Origin of the sequence: Bacillus sp. FSL R5-0512 (assembly GCF_038593295.1) — a bacterium.
In the GTDB taxonomy this organism is placed as follows: Bacteria; Bacillota; Bacilli; order Bacillales; family Bacillaceae; genus Bacillus; species Bacillus safensis.
In genome coordinates this window covers 755309-774546 of record NZ_CP151982.1, presented here as the reverse complement: position 1 = coordinate 774546, position 19238 = coordinate 755309, and the positions used below count along the sequence as shown (strand labels likewise).

Annotated in this window: 15 protein-coding genes; 4 read left to right on the top strand and 11 right to left on the bottom strand. The window is 42.4% G+C overall.

The annotated features are described in order from the left end of the window. Nucleotides 1–31: 31 nt before the first annotated feature. Nucleotides 32–1213, top strand: a complete 1182-nt coding sequence (locus NSQ25_RS03795) for an MFS transporter (protein WP_326136707.1) — start codon at nt 32–34, stop codon at nt 1211–1213. Nucleotides 1214–1419: 206 nt separating this feature from the next. On the opposite strand, the gene NSQ25_RS03790 is transcribed toward NSQ25_RS03795, so the two are convergent. The 3 genes from NSQ25_RS03790 to NSQ25_RS03780 are packed head-to-tail and all read right to left on the bottom strand — an operon-like array spanning nt 1420 to nt 3080. Then, nucleotides 1420–2238, bottom strand: coding sequence for a YhjD/YihY/BrkB family envelope integrity protein (locus NSQ25_RS03790; protein WP_024425272.1), 819 nt, complete (start codon nt 2236–2238; stop codon nt 1420–1422). 27 nt (nt 2239–2265) lie between these two features. After that, complete coding sequence (locus NSQ25_RS03785; protein ID WP_041106306.1) at nt 2266–2589, bottom strand: YtxH domain-containing protein; 324 nt, start codon at nt 2587–2589, stop codon at nt 2266–2268. A gap of 20 nt (nt 2590–2609) precedes the next feature. Continuing rightward, nucleotides 2610–3080, bottom strand: a complete 471-nt coding sequence (locus NSQ25_RS03780; protein WP_081124095.1) for a low molecular weight protein-tyrosine-phosphatase — start codon at nt 3078–3080, stop codon at nt 2610–2612. Between the two features lie 173 nt (nt 3081–3253). On the opposite strand from NSQ25_RS03780, the gene NSQ25_RS03775 reads away from it, so the two are divergent. Next, nucleotides 3254–4609, top strand: coding sequence for a sodium:alanine symporter family protein (locus NSQ25_RS03775; protein ID WP_034283694.1), 1356 nt, complete (start codon nt 3254–3256; stop codon nt 4607–4609). A gap of 77 nt (nt 4610–4686) precedes the next feature. After that, nucleotides 4687–4902 (top strand): DUF1128 domain-containing protein, encoded by a 216-nt coding sequence (locus NSQ25_RS03770; RefSeq protein WP_003214000.1) that lies wholly within the window; start codon nt 4687–4689, stop codon nt 4900–4902. 106 nt (nt 4903–5008) lie between these two features. Here NSQ25_RS03770 and NSQ25_RS03765 read toward each other — a convergent pair whose 3' ends face one another. Further along, complete coding sequence (locus tag NSQ25_RS03765) at nt 5009–5527, bottom strand: type 1 glutamine amidotransferase domain-containing protein (RefSeq protein WP_070326778.1); 519 nt, start codon at nt 5525–5527, stop codon at nt 5009–5011. A gap of 253 nt (nt 5528–5780) precedes the next feature. Here NSQ25_RS03765 and NSQ25_RS03760 point away from each other — a divergent pair, with 253 nt between their 5' ends. Then, the gene (locus tag NSQ25_RS03760) at nt 5781–10073 is read left to right on the top strand and encodes a multifunctional 2',3'-cyclic-nucleotide 2'-phosphodiesterase/3'-nucleotidase/5'-nucleotidase (RefSeq protein WP_326136708.1); all 4293 of its coding nucleotides are present in this window, start codon (nt 5781–5783) and stop codon (nt 10071–10073) included. Nucleotides 10074–10111: 38 nt separating this feature from the next. On the opposite strand, the gene NSQ25_RS03755 is transcribed toward NSQ25_RS03760, so the two are convergent. From NSQ25_RS03755 to NSQ25_RS03725, 7 genes are all read right to left on the bottom strand, one after another. Then, a complete protein-coding gene (locus tag NSQ25_RS03755; RefSeq protein ID WP_034283689.1) occupies nt 10112–10546 on the bottom strand; it encodes a hypothetical protein in 435 nt (144 codons plus the stop codon). A 65-nt stretch (nt 10547–10611) separates the two neighbouring features. Then, a complete protein-coding gene (gene treR, locus NSQ25_RS03750; RefSeq protein WP_024425854.1) occupies nt 10612–11340 on the bottom strand; it encodes a trehalose operon repressor in 729 nt (242 codons plus the stop codon). A 19-nt stretch (nt 11341–11359) separates the two neighbouring features. Then, on the bottom strand, nt 11360–13060 hold the full coding sequence (gene treC, locus NSQ25_RS03745) for an alpha,alpha-phosphotrehalase (protein WP_326136709.1): 1701 nt from the start codon (nt 13058–13060) through the stop codon (nt 11360–11362). 15 nt (nt 13061–13075) lie between these two features. Then, entirely contained in the window at nt 13076–14512 is a 1437-nt protein-coding gene (gene treP / locus NSQ25_RS03740) for a PTS system trehalose-specific EIIBC component (RefSeq protein ID WP_101676698.1), read from the bottom strand. A 167-nt stretch (nt 14513–14679) separates the two neighbouring features. Beyond that, entirely contained in the window at nt 14680–15066 is a 387-nt protein-coding gene (locus NSQ25_RS03735; RefSeq protein ID WP_041116179.1) for a DUF1992 domain-containing protein, read from the bottom strand. Between the two features lie 179 nt (nt 15067–15245). Next, complete coding sequence (locus tag NSQ25_RS03730; protein WP_041116177.1) at nt 15246–16970, bottom strand: methyl-accepting chemotaxis protein; 1725 nt, start codon at nt 16968–16970, stop codon at nt 15246–15248. Nucleotides 16971–17001: 31 nt separating this feature from the next. Beyond that, nucleotides 17002–18660, bottom strand: a complete 1659-nt coding sequence (locus NSQ25_RS03725; RefSeq protein WP_120208616.1) for a pyridoxal-dependent decarboxylase — start codon at nt 18658–18660, stop codon at nt 17002–17004. Nucleotides 18661–19238: the final 578 nt, after the last annotated feature.

Below are 19238 nucleotides of genomic sequence, written 5' to 3'. Positions count from 1 at the left end.
GATGAAAACATGAACTTGTAAGGAGCATCTTATGTCGAGAATTCACTTTATGATTTTAATTTTACTGGTATCCGTATCCGGTTTTTCACAGGGTGCATTACTTCCTGTCATTTCCATTATTTTTGAACATGCCGGCACTTCTCCTACGTTAAACGGCCTGCATGCCACAGGCTTATATCTCGGTGTGCTGTTTGCGTCTCCTTTTATGGAAGCACCGCTTCGCCGGTTTGGATTTAAGCCGTTAATCGTCATTGGAGGCGCTGCTGTCTTTTTAAGCTTGTTTAGCTTTGTGTTTTTTGAATCTTATGTCGTCTGGTTTTTCCTCCGGCTCATGATCGGGATTGGTGACCATATGCTGCATTTCTCTACACAGACGTGGGTGACCTATGCTTCATCATCAAGAAATCGCGGACGAAATATTTCATTGTATGGATTATCATTTGGACTCGGTTTTGCCGCCGGCCCTTTTTTAACGCCGCTCATTGAGATCAATCCAGCCTTGCCTTTTATTGTTTCTGGTGCCGTTAGTTTATGTATTTGGCTCCTTGTGTTTGTTTTAAAAAATACATATCCAGATACAGGCGAAGTGCAAACGTCAGAGCAGACAAACAGTTTGAAGCGCTTTAAAAAGGCCTTTCAATTTGGCTGGGTCGCCTTTATGATGCCATTTTGCTACGGCTTTTTAGAAACGACGCTTAATAGTAACTTCCCTGTGTATGCACTCAGGAGCGGTGTGACAGTAGATGCAGTTGCGTTTATTTTACCTGCGTTTGCCATAGGGAGCATTGTCTTTCAGCTTCCTCTTGGGATGCTTAGTGACCGGTTTGGCAGACGCCGCATCATTTTATGTGTGACACTCGCTGGATCATTCTTTTTCCTTTTGGCAGGGATTTTCATTCAATCCGTTTTGGCTGTGGCCATCTGTTTCTTTATCGCTGGAATGGCTGTAGGCTCTACCTTCTCGCTTGGCATCAGTTTTATGACCGACTTATTGCCAAAGCATCTTCTTCCCGCCGGGAATTTAATGTGCGGGATGGCGTTTAGTGCAGGCAGTATTCTCGGACCGGTACTCGGAGGATTCTTTGTGCAAACGTTTGAAGAAATGAATTTACTTTACCTTGTCAGCATCGTGATATTATTTGTGTTTTGCTGCGTTCGATTTGGGAGAACGCAGGCAGTGCTGGAAAGTCCCAATGAATCCATTTCTAATTAAAAAAACTCCCCTGCACCGCAGAGGAGTTTTTTCATTTAATGATAACCATTTTGCCCGTTCGCACTGCCGCTTGTTTTGTGCTTTGGCTGATGGCCTTTGTTTTGTTTCGTGTTGCTTCCGCCTTTTTTCGATTGTTTGGACATATGTGATTCCCCCATCTATCAAGATTGAACATGTTCGTTCTTCTTTAGGATGCCCGGATTTCTTCACACCTTGCCTGGTACGATTTTACGCTTATGTAAAAGCGCATTGAGCTCGCCGCCAAGAATGATCATGATGCCGGTTAAATAAAACCAGATCATTAAAATAATGATTCCCCCAATACTTCCGTACATCGCACTGTAATTAGCAAACTCGCCTACGTAAAATGAGAACAGCATGCTCACCAAAATCCATCCAATCGAGGCAAAAATAGCGCCTGGCAGAACAAATTTCAATTTCAATCTAATGTTTGGGGCGAAATAGTACAAGGCTGTAAACACAATCAATAAAATCAGCGGGCTAATGATCCACCTCATGGCCGTCCAAATGGTGAGAAAGGCATCTGACTGCCCGACTAATTCAGCGAGAAATAAGCCAAGTTCTTTTCCAAAGACAGGCAGCATTAAGGCAAAAATAATCGTAAGAACCATTGCTATGGTTAAGATGATGGATGTTAAACGTACGAGAATGAAGGAACGATTTTCCTCAACTTCGTAAGCATGGTTAAATGCTCTGACGACGGCATTAATCCCGTTAGATGCAGACCAAAGGGCGGCAATAATCCCGAATGACAGCAATCCGCCGTTACGGCTGTTCAGTGTCTCTTCGGCAATGGATTCAATCATCGAAAGCGCTCCTTCTGGCGCATAACCAGAGATGACGCTTAGGACATCCTTCGACGTCAGCGGCAAATATCCAACGAGCGTCAGCACGAAGATGAGAAACGGAAATAATGAAAGCAAAAAGAAGTAAGCAAGCTCAGCAGATTTTGCCGGTCCTTCATGCAGCAAAAAGCGTTCAATTAACGCTTTAATAAAACCCATACGCCTCATCTCCAATGATCAATCTTTCTATTTCGATCGAAAGTGATCCTTTGTTTCTTCAATAATCTCTAATACTTTTGGGGTTGTTTCCTTTAACTGATTGACTTGTTCATTTAAAAATGACAAATCATCTGAGACTGTTCGCATCAGCTGCTTCGTTTCTTCCATTTTTTCTTTCATGCAAGCAGAAATTCTGGCTGGCTCCTGACGGTATTCCGCCAGCTTTTCCTGACAGTCATCCCATTTGTCTTTAAGCGCGATTCTCGTTGGCCGATGAAATAATGTCAGCAGTGCGCCGCAAGCTGCTCCTATCACAGCTCCACGAAGCATGATTTGATTTTTTTCTTCCATCTCGTCTGATCTCCTTTCAGTTAAAGGTGTTTCTCTTTTTTTACATACGTCAAAAAACGATTAATTCCTTTTTCAATTAAATCATGTACTTCCTCAAAGTTTCCAGTGTAATAAGGGTCTGGCACATCATCTCGATCGTCGTCTTCAACAAAGTCAAGAAGACGGCCAATAAAGTGATGTTTCCCATAGCCGGCTATACTGCGAAGTGCTCCTACATTTTCAGCATCCATCGCAATGATATAGTCGTATGCTGTGATGTCCTCATCTATGATTTGTCTTGCGGACATCCCTTCATAGCTGATCCCTTTTTCATCAAGCAGCTTTCGTGTTCCTTCATGCGGAGGGCTGCCTTGATGCCAGCCGCCAATGCCTGCTGAATCAATGACAAAGTGCTCGCTTAGCCCCTCATCTTCTACTCGTTTTCTAAACATGGCCTCTGCCATCGGTGATCTGCAAATATTGCCAAGACATACGAATAATACATGAATCATCCTTCATTCTCCTCCTATCTTTTCCCTAAGAACTGCTTTCGGAAACCTTTTCTCTATCATATCAAGCCCTTTTTCTTTTGAAAACTTTGCAAGAAAAACTCCCATCGGCATTGACACATTATACAAAAAAAGGTGACACTTTAGGAGAAATAAACAAATAAAGGGGGATACATATGGGATGGGTAGAACAGATTGTCAGCAGTATCAATGATGTATTATGGGGACCGCCGCTTTTGTTTTTGATCGTGGGGACAGGGATTTACCTTACCTTTCGCGTGCTCTTCATTCAAATTAGGCTGCTCCCCTATTCGCTTAAGCTGGCATTTTCAAAGCAAGATAAGACATCAGAAGGTGATATTTCTCACTTCCAAGCATTAATGACAGCCCTTGCTGCAACGGTTGGAACGGGAAATATTGTAGGGGTCGCCTCTGCTGTCATTGCCGGCGGACCAGGCGCTGTGTTTTGGATGTGGTTTGCAGCGTTCTTTGGAATGGCGACAAAATATGCTGAAGCTGTTCTCGCAGTGAAATACCGTGTCAAAAATGAAAAAGGGGAAATGTCTGGCGGGCCGATGTACTATTTGGAGCATGGCTTGAAGCAAAAATGGCTAGGGGTGCTGTTTGCTATTTTTGGCGCTACGGCTGCCTTTGGGATTGGGAATCTCGTGCAGTCAAATTCGATTTCTGGTGTCATGAATTCAACCTTTCAAATTCCAACATGGATCACCGGCATTATTATTACGGCCTTTACTGCCCTCGTGATTTTAGGCGGGATTAAAAGCATTGGCCGTGTGACGGCTATTTTTGTACCGGTCATGGCTTTATTCTACGTCATTTGCGGACTGATCATTCTTGTCATGAATGCGGATCTTGTCCCAAGTGCCGTCGGGCTCATTTTTACGGATGCATTTACAGGTCAAGCCGTTGCAGGCGGTGCAATCGGCACCGTAATCCGCTGGGGTGTGGCGAGAGGGGTATTTTCCAATGAAGCGGGTCTCGGTTCTGCACCAATCGCTGCAGCTGCTGCCAAAACAGATATGCCTGCTCGTCAAGCGCTTGTGTCAATGACGCAAGTCTTTATTGATACGATGATTGTTTGTTCCATTACAGGGATCACAATTGTCATGGCCGATATGTACGTCACAGAAAAAAGTGATGCACTCACCTCGTTATCCTTTGCTCATTTCCTTGGTCCAATCGGCTCAATCATTGTTGCAATCGGCTTACTTTTATTCGCCTATTCCACCATTATTGGCTGGTCCTATTATGGCGAAAAATGCTTTACATATTTGGCGAAAGATTCATATGTGATGTATTATCGTGTTGTGTTTGTTATTGCTGTCTTTTTCGGTGCCGTGTTTAAGAATGATTTCGTCTGGGGCGTGGCGGATATGCTAAACGGACTGATGGCTGTTCCTAACTTAATCGGCCTCATCGGTTTATCTGGGGTTGTCGTGTTTGAATCTAAACGAATCATTGATAAGATCAAGCAGGAGAAAAAGGAGAAAAACATCTCGGTGTCGTCTTAATAGCCCTTTTATTCTTTTGCATTTCTGTTAAAATAGACATATTATTCAACACATATGCAGGAAAGGACGTGCCGCCCTTGTCAGAGCAAAAAGCGGCTGAAGTCAATCAGCTGATTGAAGACATTTCGCAAAAGTTAAATATGCTGAACATTGGAGTCATCAAAGCCGAGGACTTCAGTCCAGACAAGTACGAAGATATTGAATTTCTACACCAAATGGTGATGAAAAAATCTTCATTCAGCCCAAGTGAAATGCAAGCCATCGCAAGCGAGCTAAAAAACTTAAGAAAATAATCGTGCAAAGGAAACTGGATTGCGGTTTACGCCGCTTTCTTCATCCATGCACAGAAAAAGCCAGCACCCCGCAAGGTGCTGGCTTTGTTTATCCTGTCAAAACTGCTTATTTTGCGAGCAGTTTTAATGATTCACGGTTAAATGCTGGAATGTCATCAGGTGTACGGCTTGTCACAAGCTGATCCTGACAAACGACAACTTCTTCATCTTTGAATTTTGCGCCTGCGTTTTCCATATCTACTTGAATGGATGTATAGCCAGTCGCGCCTCTGCCTTCCAGCGACTTCGCTGTAATGAGCAATTGCGGTCCGTGACAGATCGCAAATACTGGTTTTTTCTCGTCCATAAATGCTCTTGTAAATTGGACATAGCGATCATCTGCACGCAGAATGTCTGGTGAGAACCCGCCAGGAATCAGAAGTGCATCGAAGTCTTCAGGCTTCACGTTATCAATGGACGCATCCACTCTCACTTCTGCTTCTCCTTGCTTCCCTTTCACTGTTTTTCCTTTTTCGTTTTCAATCACTGTGACCTCATGGCCTGCATCTTTAAAGGCTTTTGCAGGCTCGGTGAATTCAACATCCTCAAAGTAATCTGTTAATACAACTGCAATTTTCTTACCCATGTAGAAACCCTCCTGCTTGATTATCGTTACACTACACACTATACCCGGGTACATTGAAATCAAACATCCTATCCCGATCAGAAAACCCCTTATGATGAAAATAAGCATTTAGACTTATTTATATTCCCTCAACAAGGTAATTCGTATGATTTATGTTATCTTTACAATAATCTGCAAAAAATAACTACAAAAGTTAACGAAACATTTCTACAATAGGTATTGTGGTCAAAAAAATTTGAAAGGCGGAGATCAGGTGAAGAAGCAAGCACATAGGTCTAAACGAAGGAAAAACCTGTCTATTCTGCTCACTTCCATTATGATGATTAGTCTCATTCTCCCAGCAGTACCTACTCATGCAGCAATAGAAAACGGAGATGCCGTAAAAGTCAGCATCTTAGCCACAACGGATGTACATGCCAACATGATGAATTACGATTATTACAGCGACAAAGAAACAAATGAATTTGGTTTGGCAAAAACAGCCGAGCTGATTGAAAAGCACCGTTCACAAAATCCTAATACACTCCTTGTTGATAACGGAGACCTGATTCAAGGAACCCCTCTTGGAGAATACGTTTACAAAAATGAGAAAGACAGTATCATCAATCAAACAAAGGTTCACCCCATTATTCATACACTCAACAAACTAAAATACGATGCAGGAACACTTGGCAATCATGAATTTAACTACGGATTATCATTTCTTGATGGTACCATTGCCGGCGCTAACTTCCCGATTGTCAATGCGAACGTCAAAAAGTTAAATGGAGAACACCGTTTTACGCCTTATGTGATCCAAGATAAAACCTTTAAAGATGCAAACGGAGCTTCACAAACTGTAAAAGTCGGTTACATAGGATTCGTTCCACCGCAAATTATGACGTGGGATAAGAAACATTTAGATGGACAAGTTCAAGTGCAGGATATCGTCGAATCTGCCAATGAAACCATTCCTGAAATGAAGGAAAAAGGGGCAGATATCATCGTCGCTCTTGCCCATACAGGAATTGAAAAAACCGCTTCGCCTAAAGGGTCAGAAAATATGATCTTTGATCTTGCCACGAAAACAAAAGGCATCGATGCGATCGTGTCCGGCCACCAGCACGGCACATTCCCAAGCGCTGAATATAGCGGCGTCGACAAATTCGATGTCTCAAAAGGAACCATCAACGGCATTCCAGTCGTCATGTCAAAAAACTGGGGAAGCTACCTCGGAGTCATTGATTTAACATTAGAGCCTGACGGCAGCAAATGGAAGGTCACAGACGGAACAGGAAAGATTGAACCTGTTGCAGGAGTCACTTCTCAAAACAGCACTGTGAAAGATGCCATTCAAACAACGCATCAAAACACACTTGATTATGTGAGAAAACCTGTCGGTAAAACAGAAGCAGACATTAACAGCTTTTTTGCTCAAGTGATGGATGACCCTTCTATTCAAATTGTGACAGATGCACAAAAATGGTATGCACAAGAAAAAATGAAGGATACCGCGTACAAAAACTTACCGATTTTATCTGCAGGCGCCCCGTTTAAAGCCGGCGGTCGAAACGGTGTGAATTATTATACGAATATCGCAAAAGGTGATTTAGCGATTAAAAATATCGGCGATCTCTACCTTTACGATAACACCGTGCAGATTGTCAAACTGAGAGGCAGTGAAGTCAAAGACTGGCTCGAGATGTCTGCCGGACAGTTTAATCAAATCAAACCAAACGATTCAAATGAACAGCCTATTTTAAACGAAGAATACCGCTCGTATAACTTTGATGTGATCGATGGTATCACCTATCAAGTCGATGTGACGCAGCCTGCTAAGTACAGCACAACAGGCACCCTTGTTAATGCGAATGCAAACCGCATCAAAAACCTGTCCTACAACGGGAAATCAGTCTCTGACAATCAAGAATTTTTAGTCGTGACGAACAACTATCGAGCTTCTGGCGGCGGAGGCTTCCCGCATCTGACGCAAGATAAAGTGGTGCTTGCCTCAGCTGATGAGAACCGCCAAGTACTGATGGATTATATTATCGAACAAAAAACCATCAACCCAAGTGCGGATCAAAACTGGTCCATTGCACCAATCAAAGGCGCAACAGTCACATTCGAATCTTCTCTTTTAGCTAAGCCGTTTGCTGAAAAATCAAGCAGCGTAGAGTTTGTTCGTAACGCCAGCACAGATGGCCTTGGCGTGTACAAGCTCGCCTTTAAAGAGGATGGCACAACAGAACCGCCTTCATCAGACAACTGGAATTTAACGGTGATGCATACAAACGATACACATGCCCACCTTGATGATGCGGCAAGACGTGCAACCAAGATTAAAGAAGTTCGAGCCGAAAGCAAAAACAACATTTTATTAGATGCTGGAGACGTCTTCTCTGGTGACCTATATTTCACAAAATGGCAAGGACTTGCCGACCTAAAACTAATGAACTTAATGAAATATGATGCCATGACATTTGGTAATCATGAATTTGACAAAGGTCCTTCTGTTCTTCGTCAATTCCTGACAGGTGATGCATCAGATGTAGATGCGAAAAACCGTCATCAATTTGAAAAGCCTGCATTCCCGATTGTGTCATCAAACGTTGATGTCTCTAAGGAAAAACAATTGAGCGGCTTAGTGAAAAAGCCAGCGACATTTAAAGCTGGTGAGAAAAAAGAAGCTGGGATATACCCATACATCCTGCTTGATGTAAACGGTGAAAAGGTGGCTGTATTCGGCTTAACCACTGAAGACACGGCCATTACATCCAGCAGCGGTCCGAACATTCAATTCAAGGATGCATACAAGAAAGCAAAAGAAACAGTCAACACGATTCAAACAGAAGAAAAAATCAACAAAATCATTGCTTTAACACACATTGGCTATAACCGTGACCTTGAGCTTGCTCAAAAAGTAGATGGTATTGATTTAATCATTGGCGGTCACACGCACACCCTTGTTGAAAAATTAAAGGTCGTCAATAAGAAAGAACCAACGATTGTCGCACAGGTAAAAGACTACGGACAATTTTTAGGAAAAGTAGACGTGGCCTTTAATCAAAAAGGAGTCGTACAGCCAAAGGAATCTTCTTTTGATCTCATCACCATCGATGACTCTGTCAAAGAAGATGCTGATGCAAAAGCGATCCTCGATCAGTACAAGGCAGATATTCAAGATTTAAAAACGGAAAAAGTCGGGTCTGCTGATGTCCTCTTAGATGGACAACGCGAGCATGTCCGTGCAAAGGAAACGAACCTTGGGAACTTTATTGCTGACGGCATGCTGAAGAAAGCGCAAGAATCTGCTGGTGCTGATCTTGCCATCACAAACGGCGGCGGAATTCGAGGCAGCATTGAAAAAGGAGATATCACTTTAGGTGATATTTTAACGGTCATGCCATTTGGAAACACACTCTATGTCGCAGATCTAAAAGGCAGCCAAATTAAGAAAGCACTCGAACAAGGGCTTTCAGGCATTGAGGAAGGCGGCGGCGCATTCCCTCATGTAGCCGGCATTGAATATACGTTTACACTGAGTAAACCAGCTGGCAGCAGACTCATTGATGTCAAACTGAAAGACGAAAACGGCAAACTAACAGACATTGATGATAAGAAAACATACCGCGTGGCAACAAACGCATTTGTTGGCACAGGCGGAGATGGCTACAGTGTCTTTACAGAAGCCTCTCACGGCGAAGACTTAGGCTATGTTGACTATGAAATCTTCAAAGAGCAAATTGAACAGGCAGACGGCGGGCATATTTCTCCTGTCATCGATCACAGGGTGAAAGAAGTGTTCCTTCCGCGTGCGAAAGGAAAAGGCACCTATGACATTCAAGATGATGAGAAATTCCAAACGTATGTGCAGCATACAAACAAAGCATTGCTCTATTTAGACAAAGCGAGCGAAGCGAAAAACGTTCAATTGTCTCTATCAAAAGCGCAGGTAGCCGAGCTGAAGAAAAGAGAGCAAGATCCAAACGTCACCATCTATCATGACAAAGTGGGACTCGCATTACCGCTCTCTAACTTGTCCGAGAAAAGCGCAGATATATGGATGACAAAGACGGATAAGGTGAAAAATGCATTAACGGATACGTATGATTTCCAAATCAAACAAGATCAGAAAAAGGTTTCTACCTTTAAAGATTCTGTCACACTATCCTTTACATTAGATGAGCCTCAAAAGGCGAAGAAACCTGGTGTATATTATGTAGACCGCAAGAAAAACCGTTATGCAAAAACAAGTAACGGATCGTTCGAAAATGGTGTCGTATCAGGTCAAACTGAACACTTCAGCGAATATACCGTACTCAACCAAAGCGGGGCAGCTGGAACAACGCCAGATCAAACTGGCGGAGACGGCGGTACATCAGCGCCAGGCGGAGGTACAGGTACAGATCCAAACCAAGATGGAACCGGACTCCCAGGCGGCACACTCCCGAATACAGCAACAATGATGTATACAGCTGTATTGATTGGCGTACTCATGCTTGCCTCAGGCGGTATCCTATATTACTACCAGCGCAAGCGTACAAGAAAAAATGTATCATCCTAAAAGAAAAGGACAGAGCCTATGCTCTGTCTTTTCTCATCTCAATCTTGGGATAAATAAATCCAATTGCGTTTATCAAATTGTTTCACCTCATCTGATCCTATATGACGCAGCATTCTATTGAAGAACGTGATGTCATCTTCATCATCGACGGCATATAAATCCTCTTGAACATAATTTCTTATAATAAAATTCGTTAAGTTTGTATTATTCACAAAGTCTGCAAAATAATCTTCTACAAGAGTTAAATCCTCTTCACTTAATTTTTCATCATTGATAATGGAAATATGAAAAACATTCAAATACGCTTGTATATCTTCTTCATCCATATAACATAAAGGTTCCAGCTTTCTGTCTTCTGCCGTAAACGGTTTTCGCGTATCTTCAATGATGACATAACATAAAATCTGCTGATCTTTCATCACACTGAATATTTCTAAATCTCTTAATTTTAATGGTCTATTTACTCTCATCATCTTTCCCCCAGAAAGTAGTGATCTATTCGTCATCTACTTTTCCCATAACCTGAAAAGGACAGAGCCTAGGCTCTGTCCGTTTTTTCTCTTCTAGCAAAATCGACGAATCTGAAGCGGTCTAATCGGTGACGGCTTTCTGTGTATTGAAATAGACTCGTATCCTCTAAGAACACATAATTTTTTACCACAACGACATGGTCAAATCCCTTCAAATCAAGGTACTTGGCGTCCTCTTCTGTACATGGCTCTACCACAAATTCTTTTTGAGCATAGCTGATCGATACACCGAGTTCTCCCTCAATATACTCGTAGATTGATCCTTCGCATATGTCTTTAGACAATACTTCGACATGCTTTTGCAAAAAGTAGTCCTTGTCTAAAATCACCTCTTCCCCGCTAATATTGCGAGATCGAATGACTTTCCAGACGTCTGTCTGTTCATCAATTTTCAGCTGAGACTGAATATACTGATCCGGTTTGATTAAACCAAATTCATGAACTGTTGTGACCGTCTTTCGGCCAAGCGTTTGGGAAAGCTCTTTAAAGCTGACAAGACCTGATACAGGAAACTGCATTTTCTCCCGATTCAGCAGTACAGAGCCTTTCCCGCGGATTTTTTGAATATAGCCATTTTGCACAAGAATATTTAATGCCTTTCTCACCGTCTCCCGGGACGTGTCGTACATGATAGAAAGTTCATGCTCTGATGGAAGGATGCCTTTATCCTGCCATTCACCTTGCTCAATTCGTCTTGCGAGCTGATCATAAATCACTCGAAACTTATTCTCTTTCATTTTCCCTCCGCCCCATTTTCTAGCGTTTGGTTAAATGATAAACGATTGACTCATATGGGCGCAACGTAAATCCCTTGATATGTGCCGGCACATCCTCATAATTGGATAACAGGACTTGCCCCTCCATCTCATCTACAGCCTGCACAAGCTCATCAGGAAGCGTAAAGTCCGCCTCCCCTGCATAAAAGTGGTTGATCACGAGGAGCTTCTCATTCTTGCTTTCTCTAACATAAGCAAAAATCTTTGGATCTTCTGCTAAAAGTAAGGAGAAGCTGCCAGATGTGATCACATCAAGTTCTTTACGCAGTCTGCAAAGGGCTTGGTAATGATAGAAAATGGACGTCCGGTCTTTTAACGCAGCTTCGACCGAAATGTCGTTATCGGCTGGCTCAATCCAAGGCGTTCCTGTTGAGAAGCCTGCATTCTTCTCTGAGGTCCACTGCATTGGAGTTCTCGCATTATCTCTTGACTTGACCTGTAAAATGGCGAGTGCTTCTTCCTTTGATTTTCCCTTTTCAAGCATGACTTCGTACATATTGAGTGATTCGATATCACGGTAAGACGAAATGTCCTCAAAGCGAGGATTCTTCATGCCAATTTCCTCACCTTGATAAATATAAGGAGTCCCCTGCATCAGATGAATCGTGGTCGCCAGCATCTTCGCTGATTGCTGATGATACGTGTCATCATCACCATATCTTGAGACGATACGCGGCTGATCATGATTGCACCAGAACAGCGCATTCCAGCCGCCGCCCTCATGCATTTTCGCCTGCCATTCAGACAGAATCGACTTTAATTCTTGAAAATCAAATGGTGCGATCGCCCACTTTTCGCCGTTTGGATAATCCACCTTTAAATGATGGAAGTTAAACGTCATATCCAGCTCCTGCCGATCAGGTCTTGTATACCGAATACAGTCTGCGATATTCGTTGAAGACATTTCTCCAACTGTCATGCTATCGTATTTCGAAAAAACCTCCTGGTTCATTTCATGCAGAAATTCATGAATTCTCGGCCCGTCCGTATAGTACATGCGGCCGTCGCCTTGCACAGATTGTCCGGCATCATCTAAGAAGCGCTGATCCTTTGAGATGTTGTTGATGACATCCAGCCTGAACCCATCAATTCCTTTTTCAAACCAAAAGTGCATGATGTCATATACTTTCCTGCGCACCTCATCCTTCTCCCAATTGAGATCCGCCTGAGTGACATCATATAAATGGAGATAATAATCTCCTGTTACTTCGTCTAGCTCCCAGGCTGGGCCGCCAAATTTCGACTGCCAATCATTCGGAGGAGATCCGTCCGCTTTTGGCTCCTTCCAAATATAATAATCTCGGTAAGGGTTATCCTTTGACTCACGCGAGGCTTGAAACCACTCATGGAAAATGGATGTATGGTTAACGGCTAGATCCATGATGACCCGTATTCCTCTCTCATGCGCTTCCTTCAGCATGCGTTCAAAATCTGTCATTGTGCCGTACATGTCATGGATTTTTGTATAATCACTAATATCATAGCCGTTGTCATGCTGCGGGGACTCATACATTGGCGTGAGCCAAATACAATCCGCCCCAAGCTCTTTGATGTAATCAAGCTTTTTCGTCACGCCATTGATATCCCCTGTACCAGAGCCCGTTGTATCTAAAAAGCTCTTCGGATAAATTTGATAGACAACCGCTTTTTTCCACCATGGTTCATTTGATTGCTGATTCAATTTCCTTCACCACCACTAGTTAAGTTCTTCTGAAAAATCCTTCTTCTTTTTTAGTTTTGCATATAAAAGAGTACCGATGAATGGGAGGATGAGTACAATCACCATTCCAATTGCAAATGCCCCCCAATATTTCGGGATAATGGAGAAAATTCCTGGAATGCCTCCAACACCAACTGAGCTTGCCAGCACCCCTTGAGAGGCGATAAACATACCGGCTAATCCTGAGCTGATCAGTGCAAAAATAAATGGGAATCGATAACGCAGGTTGACCCCAAACATCGCCGGTTCGGTAATTCCTAAATAAGCAGAAATACTTGATGTCAGCGAAAGTCCTTTTTGTTTTTCATCTTTTAAGACAAACATCATTGCCAGTGCAGCTGATCCTTGTGCGATATTGGACAGTGCAAGCATTGGCCATAGGAACGTGCCGTGCAGCTTTGAGTTAATCAATTGAATATCCACAGCGAGGAACGTATGGTGCATTCCTGTAATGACTAATGCTGCATACAGTCCGCCGTATAATAGACCGCCAAGTGCTGCGAATTGCTGGAATACAGCTACAAGTCCAGATGTTAAAACATTACCGATTGCAAAGGTAACAGGTCCAATGACGATAAATGATAAAAATCCAATGACTAATAACGTAATCGGTGCAACAACTAAAAGCTGAATACTTTCAGGTGTCCGTTTTGTAATAAATAATTCGAGCTTTGCAAGTAAATAAGAGGCAACGAGTATCGGAAGAACCTGTCCTTGATAGCCTACCTTCTGCACTTCAAGTCCAAACAAGTTCCAAACAGGAATGTCACCGGTCTTCTCAGCCGCTCCATAGCCCCATGCGTTTAACAAGTCTGGATGTACAAGCATTAGTCCAAGGACCATTCCTAAAAGCGGATTCCCCCCAAACCGCTTCACAGCTGACCAGCCAATTAATGCTGGCAGGAAGGTAAAGGCAGTGCCTGCAATTAAGTTGATCATATTCGCTAAATCAGCCCATGCCGGATACACATCCACAATCGATTTTTGATCGAAGAAAATATCAGGAGCTGTTAAAATATTATTAATTCCCATTAATAAACCGGCTGTGACGATGGCAGGAAGAATCGGTATAAAGATATCCGCAAGCGTTTTCACAGCACGCTGCAATGGATTTAGTTTTTGATCAGAGGCACGCTTGACGTCCTCTTTTGTGGCTTCCCCAATCCCCGTCCTTTTGACCATTTCGGCATATACTCGATTGACGACCCCTTGGCCGATCACCACTTGGTATTGACCGTTCGCTGAGAAAGATCCCTTCACTTCTTCAATTTGTTCAAGTGCTTTCTCATCCACCTTACCTTCATCTTTCAGCACAAAGCGCAGCCTTGTCACACAATGTGTCGCTTGATCAATATTTTCTTTGCCGCCGATGGCTTTCACAATCTGATCTGCTGCTGCCTGATAATCAGCCATACTATCCCCTCCGAGATCGTTTTTTTATATAAGAAAAAAGAACCAAAAAACTTGTATATACATGTTTGATTATTATTTTATATTTGTATATACATGTAGTCAACAACAAAATGCAGCGCTTACATAAAAAAAGCCCCCTCAATGTGCTCAGGAGAGGCAGCGTGTCATCATCTTTTTTTATGCTCCGTTAATTTCTCGTAGACCTTATTTTTATAAAAGGAGGAAGCTGGACGGGCAAAAGTTTGGCGCTTAGATGTAAGTTCATCCAGACGTTTTTGTTTTTCTTCACATATGAGAGACAGCTTTTTTCTCTCCTCTCCGTCTATACTGGAGCGAAGCAGCTCTTTGACAGTCATGAGTTCTTTTTTCAGCGCTGTTTCTTCCCCAGCAAATCCGGCATTTTTCATGATGCGGTAGCCCATTCTAAGTTCTTCTGGTACATGAGCAGCATCATCTTTTGGCAGAGGCTTCCCAAAGCCAGATAATCCTTCAAAAGCCCCGTTATCCATCGCTTTTTTGATCCGTTCTTCTGATAATCTCTGCGCAAAATCCATAGCGTTTCTCCTTTCGCCGCAAGTATTTGATTAAGCATAGCAAAAAAGCTGGCTCTCTCACAAGAGCCAGCTTCAGCATCTAGACACCCCCTCGCATTCGGTGTCTATCCTGCGCTCAGGTGCTCGTCCCTTCTTCGCTGAAAAGAGAAAAAGGGCTAAAATATTTTAGCCCTTTCTCGTTATTTATTGTCGACTTTGAAGGTTGAGACCATTTGTGCTAAGTCATCCGACATATCAGAGAGCTGTTCAATCGCACTTGAAATTTGCTGCATACCAGCACTTTGCTGTTCTGTTGCTGCCGCCACTTCTTGAGAGCTGGCTGCATGTTCTTCCGATACAACAGAAATTTGCTCAATCGATGTAGAAATCGTTTGATATGCTTTCTCAACTTGCTTAATAGAAGCAAGCAAATTGTTCGTTCTTCTTGAAAACTGGGACACACCGTCGTAAATCAAAGCGAAGTTTTGTGACGTGCCTTCCATTTGCTCACGTCCTTCTTCCACTGCTTTACTGCTTTCCTCTACGCTTTCAAGAACGCGCTGACTGTTTTCCTGTGTACCGATGACAAGGTCTGAAACGGTTTTAGCCGCATCCGCTGATTGTTCAGCTAACTTGCGCACCTCATCTGCCACAACAGCAAAGCCTTTTCCTTCTTCTCCAACACGTGCCGCTTCAATGGAAGCATTCAGTGCAAGCAGATTCGTTTGTGCTGAAATGTCTGTAATAATCGAGATGACACTTTCAATCTCCGTTGAATGAGATTGTAATTCTTCTGCTGCCTGCTTTGAGTTGGTCATCTTGTCATGTAGCATATTCAGATGATCAAGCACATGGTTCACTAATTTTTGACCAGATTCTGACTGCTCTTGTACGTTAGATGAAACAGATTTCATTTCATCAACTTCTTTTGTGACACCTTCGATTTGCGTATCGATCTCAGCAACGGATGTCGTACAATCCGTAATATTTGCGACAGAATCATTGATTCCTTCACTCATATTCGTCATGGCTTCTGATACTTGCTGCGCACTTTGACTCGATTCGTTCGTCACCGTACGAAGCTGTGAAGACATTTTCGACACTTCACTAGATGAGTGTGAGATTTTCGAAATGAGCTCTTTGATCCGCCCCTGCATCTTTTGGAAGGATGCGGCAAGCTGGCCGATCTCGTCTTTACTTTCAACCTCTACCACACCAGTTAAATCACCGTCAGCAATTCGGTTCGCTGATTCCATCAATGAACGTGCTGGTTTCGCAATTCTTCTTCCCATAAAGTATGAGAAGAGTAATCCACCGATGAGCACAATGGCAGATGCCACTGTGATATAGATCGTCAGCTTCTGCGTTGTTTGAGGCACGACAGACGCATCTAAATCAATGCCTAAAATCCCTGTCAGCTCACCGCCTGAATCCTTGATTGGCAAAAAGACTGATTTATGTGTACCAAATGAATCTTTGTAAATATCACTTTTGACCATTTTATCTTCAGAAAGAGCTTGTTTCATCTCATCTGAGAATGCATAATCCTGGTCAAAATCATTGTCTTCTCCAGTTAATACGATAATTCTTTCTTTACCGCCTTTATTAGATAACACGTATAAGTTCTCAAGCGTATGATCTTTTTGAAGCTCTGTGAATTTCGTTTTAATCTCGGCATAAATGGGATCATCCTTCCCGCTAATGCTGAGCACGTTTCCATCGATGTTATCGATTTCTTTTTTGGCAGTATCAATATCTGTTGTTAATCGATAATCAAATTGCTTTAATAACTGGGATGATAAATCCTGGCTGACTAGATAAAAGGTTAGAACGAATAATGCAACGGTTGCGAGTAATGTTACGGTAACGACTGACATGATTTTAGAGGATATCGTGTATCCTCCAAATTTCCTTTGTTTCGCCATTTTTTCCTACATCTCCACTCTCAGATTTGATTTAAGCATGTACATTTTCAAATTGTCCACAAACAGATGCAATCACATCTTTTAAATAAGATACGATATGAGGGATATGCTCTGGTAACGTATAAGGTGAGATGACAAAAAACTTACTAACACTTAGATAGAATTCTTGGCCTTCTTTCGAGTTGACAAGTAAAAACTTCGTTGTATCGCCAAAGAACATCTCATCTCTTTTCTCTCCAAGCTTTTCAAACAGCATTTTGTTCAATTCATTGTTCCGCTCAATTTCGATTGAAGTCGCTTCGCCAGAAATCTCTTCTTGAAAACGCGGTGAGCCGTCTAGGTAAATTCTAAATAATGTAGCCATTCCGACGTTGTCATCATTCACGACTTCTGCTTGCGGAATTTCCCGACTAAGTGCTTCTCTGAAGGCAAGGTTCACTTCTAAGAATTGACCAAGCAAGCGCTGATAGCCTTCAATCCCAAACGTTAACAGCACACTCAGCATACTGATCGAGCTTCCCATTCTTGAGCATTCCAGTGTATAACCCGTATGGTATTCTCCGTAGCCTCTATGGCCAACATATGGTGTCTCCTGTTCTTCCAGGTCCAAACGCTTTAAGTCAGCAGCGTTTTTCACTAGGAATAAACTGGATGTGTAAGGTGTTTGGCCAAGCTTTTGAAAATCAAAGCACATCGAGTCTGCAAGAGACAGATGCTGGAATTTCGCTTTGATTTCTTTTAGCATACGAAGAATACCGTCTGAGAATTGCAGCGGATTTTCCGATACATCATACTCATTAAAGAAAGCAAAGAATCCACCCAGCGCCGAATCTGCATGAATATGCGGCACCTTCAGATCATACTTTTCAGCAATCGTTTCTGCTGTTTCACGTACCCCTTTTACATCATCAATTGCAATGGCATCTGTTGTTCCGGTTGTTGCAACAATATAAACGGGAATCCCGCCACCCTGTGCAACACGTTCCATTTGACAACGCAAATCTTCCATATCCATTGAATGATCTTTATTCGTCTTAATTCTGATTAAGTTGTTTGTGCCAAGTCCTGTTGCTTCCATTGACTTAAATAGGCTGTAATGTGCAGCATCAGAACAAAACGCATAAAGATTTTGCGGAACTCCTTTTCGCAGTGACTCCGGCGCAGCCTTTGCGATCGCTAAACGAAGTCCTGAAAAAATCGCTCCTTGACCTCCCCATGTTGTGTATCCCCCGCTCACATTTGGATCATATCCGATGAGCTTAGACATCATTGAGACCACTCTGACCTCAGCTTCCGCACCTGCTGGTCCATAAACATCCCATAGGTTGTTTCCGTTTACCAGCATAGCTGTCAGCATGCCTAAAATTCCTGGTGTACTTGCCATTGGCAAAATGTTCGTGAAGAAATACTTGGTGTGGTATGGATGGTTATGTAAAAGCTTCAGTAATTCTTCATTCACAAGTTCCGCTTGCTGGCCGTTCATCGGAATTTGACTTGTTTCAGTAAGCTTTTTGTAAAAGTCCTCCCCACGATTCTTTTCACCTTTAAGGTGTGCACGGTTGGGATCTTTCAGGTCATCGACCCCTGAAATGATCTGCTCCATCAATTTGATGAGTTCTTTACGCTCTCCTGCATTTCCGTCCTCACTCGGAAACCAGTTCTGAACGAGGTTCTCTGCTCGTACAGTCATATACTATCAATCCTTTCAATGGAAGATTTCCTGTCACTGTCTATATCGACCCCAATTCAGAAGTTTATAGTCTCAATATGTTCACTTAAGTATATTTAGATAATTTGTTCACTTATTAAAATAAATAAAACCCTTAAAAAACACATGAAAACCATTATTTTCGTGAAACACAAAAATATATTGATATATTGTATGAGAGGAATTTTTATCCATCGCTTTGTTCCATTCCATGGCTCATTTTTTTTGCTTAACCTGCATAAACATTAAGAAACAATGGAAATACTCTCTAAATGACCATTGTAGAAATCAAATTAATTCTTTAGACTTGTGTCTTTTTACCTGTTTTATTGATATAGCAACTGGAAAATTACTGAATTTTCTGTCAATAATAGGTCGATTTTCATAAAAAGTTTTTCGATGGGCGAATATTTTCATTTTCTCTCCTTTTATTGCTCGGACAGGCTTCCAAAGGCTCTTCACTGGTTATGACTTTTCTATTTGTGCATTTCGTGGTATATTCTAATGGTTCGTTTTCTTTCGTTCCGCCTCTTCCGTTTAACGGAGAAAAGGAGTGTTTA

Excerpts from the sequence above, each read along its gene's own strand:
- NSQ25_RS03725 (WP_120208616.1), bottom strand. The coding sequence starts at position 18,660 with ATGACTGTACGAGCAGAGAACCTCGTTCAGAACTGGTTTCCGAGTGAG.
- treR (WP_024425854.1), bottom strand. The coding sequence starts at position 11,340 with ATGAAAGAGAATAAGTTTCGAGTGATTTATGATCAGCTCGCAAGACGA.
- NSQ25_RS03795 (WP_326136707.1), top strand. The coding sequence starts at position 32 with ATGTCGAGAATTCACTTTATGATTTTAATTTTACTGGTATCCGTATCC.
- NSQ25_RS03780 (WP_081124095.1), bottom strand. The coding sequence starts at position 3,080 with ATGATTCATGTATTATTCGTATGTCTTGGCAATATTTGCAGATCACCG.
- NSQ25_RS03755 (WP_034283689.1), bottom strand. The coding sequence starts at position 10,546 with ATGATGAGAGTAAATAGACCATTAAAATTAAGAGATTTAGAAATATTC.
- NSQ25_RS03785 (WP_041106306.1), bottom strand. The coding sequence starts at position 2,589 with ATGGAAGAAAAAAATCAAATCATGCTTCGTGGAGCTGTGATAGGAGCA.
- treP (WP_101676698.1), bottom strand. The coding sequence starts at position 14,512 with ATGGCTGATTATCAGGCAGCAGCAGATCAGATTGTGAAAGCCATCGGC.
- NSQ25_RS03775 (WP_034283694.1), top strand. The coding sequence starts at position 3,254 with ATGGGATGGGTAGAACAGATTGTCAGCAGTATCAATGATGTATTATGG.
- NSQ25_RS03790 (WP_024425272.1), bottom strand. The coding sequence starts at position 2,238 with ATGGGTTTTATTAAAGCGTTAATTGAACGCTTTTTGCTGCATGAAGGA.
- NSQ25_RS03765 (WP_070326778.1), bottom strand. The coding sequence starts at position 5,527 with ATGGGTAAGAAAATTGCAGTTGTATTAACAGATTACTTTGAGGATGTT.
- NSQ25_RS03735 (WP_041116179.1), bottom strand. The coding sequence starts at position 15,066 with ATGGATTTTGCGCAGAGATTATCAGAAGAACGGATCAAAAAAGCGATG.
- NSQ25_RS03730 (WP_041116177.1), bottom strand. The coding sequence starts at position 16,970 with ATGGCGAAACAAAGGAAATTTGGAGGATACACGATATCCTCTAAAATC.